We start from the raw sequence: 1,278 nt of genomic DNA on the forward strand, positions 1-1,278 counted from the left end.
CCTGCTGGCCGACGATGTATTCATCGCCGCGCCCGCAGTGCGAAAGAATCGCGCACAGGTTGCTCTGCGTGCCCGTGGGCAGGAACAGCGCAGCCTCGAAGCCCAGCATCGCGGCGATCTTTTCCTGCAGCGCGTTCACGCTCGGGTCGGTGCCGAAAACGTCGTCGCCCAATGGCGCCGCCATCATGGCCTCCCGCATCGCGGGCGTGGGTTGCGTGACGGTGTCGCTGCGCAGGTCGACGAGGGAGGTGCGATCGGTCATGGTGGCTCAGTCCAGGAAGTTCTTGAGCATGGCGTGGCCGTGCTCCGTCAGGATGGATTCGGGATGGAACTGCACGCCTTCGATGCGCACGTCGTGCGCGAATCCGGTGCGCCGCACCCCCATGATCTCGCCGTCGTCCGTCCAGGCGGTGACAGCCAGGGCCTTCGGGCAGCTCTCGCGCTCGATGGAAAGCGAGTGGTAGCGGTTGACGATGAATTTCTCGGGCAGCCCAGCGAACACGCCTTCTTGCGTGGTCGTGATCTCGCTGGTCTTGCCATGCATGAGCTGCTGCGCGCGCACGCTCTTGCCGCCGAAAGCCGCGCCGATCGCCTGGTGGCCGAGGCACACGCCAAGAATGGGCAGCTTGCCCGCCAAGGCCACCATGGCCGCCACCGAGACACCCGCCTCCGCCGGCGAACACGGCCCGGGCGACACCACCAGCCGCGTCACGCCGGAGGCGATCAGTTCGCCAATCTGCTCCACCGTGATCTCGTCGTTGCGGTGCACCTGCACGTCCGCACCCAGCTCGCCGAAGTACTGGACGATGTTGTAGGTGAAGGAATCGTAGTTGTCGATCATCAGCAGTTTCATGGCTTGCTCACAATCCGGTGCACGCCCTTGACGACGGGGAACACGTTGAAGTTGATCAGAAGGCCCAGCTTGAGGCCCGAGAGACGCAGCGCGGCCAGCACCTGCGCGCGATGCAGGTCGGTCAGCACGTCGACCGCCTTGAGTTCGACGATGACCGATTGCTCGATGACGAAGCCCGCGCGGTACACATCGCCGAGCGAGCGGCTCTTGTATCTGGCCGACAGCGCCACGTCGCGCGTGAAGCCGATCTCGCGCTCGGCAAGCTCGATCGCCAGCGCAGCGGCATAAGCCCCTTCGTCGAGCCCCGTACCGAGCACGCGCTGCACCTCGACGGCCGCGCCGATGATCTCGTGCGAGAAGTCGTTCTGAATATCGGGTGCGTTGCTCATTCCAGGCCTTCCTCGACCAGTTCGGCGGCACGCAGC

3 protein-coding genes are annotated in these 1,278 nt (G+C 65.3%); all 3 read right to left on the reverse strand.

The window, feature by feature from the left end; genetic code table 11:
• A partial coding sequence (locus ACSFA3_RS23925; RefSeq protein WP_435507890.1) for a beta-eliminating lyase-related protein occupies positions 1-262 on the reverse strand: 262 nt, incomplete at its 3' end.
• A 6-nt stretch (positions 263-268) separates the two neighbouring features.
• Positions 269-853, reverse strand: coding sequence for an aminodeoxychorismate/anthranilate synthase component II (locus ACSFA3_RS23930; protein WP_435507891.1), 585 nt, complete (start codon positions 851-853; stop codon positions 269-271).
• On the reverse strand, positions 850-1,242 hold the full coding sequence (locus ACSFA3_RS23935; protein WP_435507892.1) for a GxxExxY protein: 393 nt from the start codon (positions 1,240-1,242) through the stop codon (positions 850-852). The genes ACSFA3_RS23930 and ACSFA3_RS23935 overlap by 4 nt, the downstream gene beginning before the upstream one ends.
• Between the last annotated feature and the right edge of the window lie 36 nt (positions 1,243-1,278).

This window comes from Variovorax glucosi (assembly GCF_051216695.1).
Lineage (GTDB): Bacteria > Pseudomonadota > Gammaproteobacteria > Burkholderiales > Burkholderiaceae_C > Variovorax.

Coding starts and splice junctions, on each gene's coding strand:
- ACSFA3_RS23935 (WP_435507892.1), bottom strand. CDS start 1,242: ATGAGCAACGCACCCGATATTCAGAACGACTTCTCGCACGAGATCATC.
- ACSFA3_RS23930 (WP_435507891.1), bottom strand. CDS start 853: ATGAAACTGCTGATGATCGACAACTACGATTCCTTCACCTACAACATC.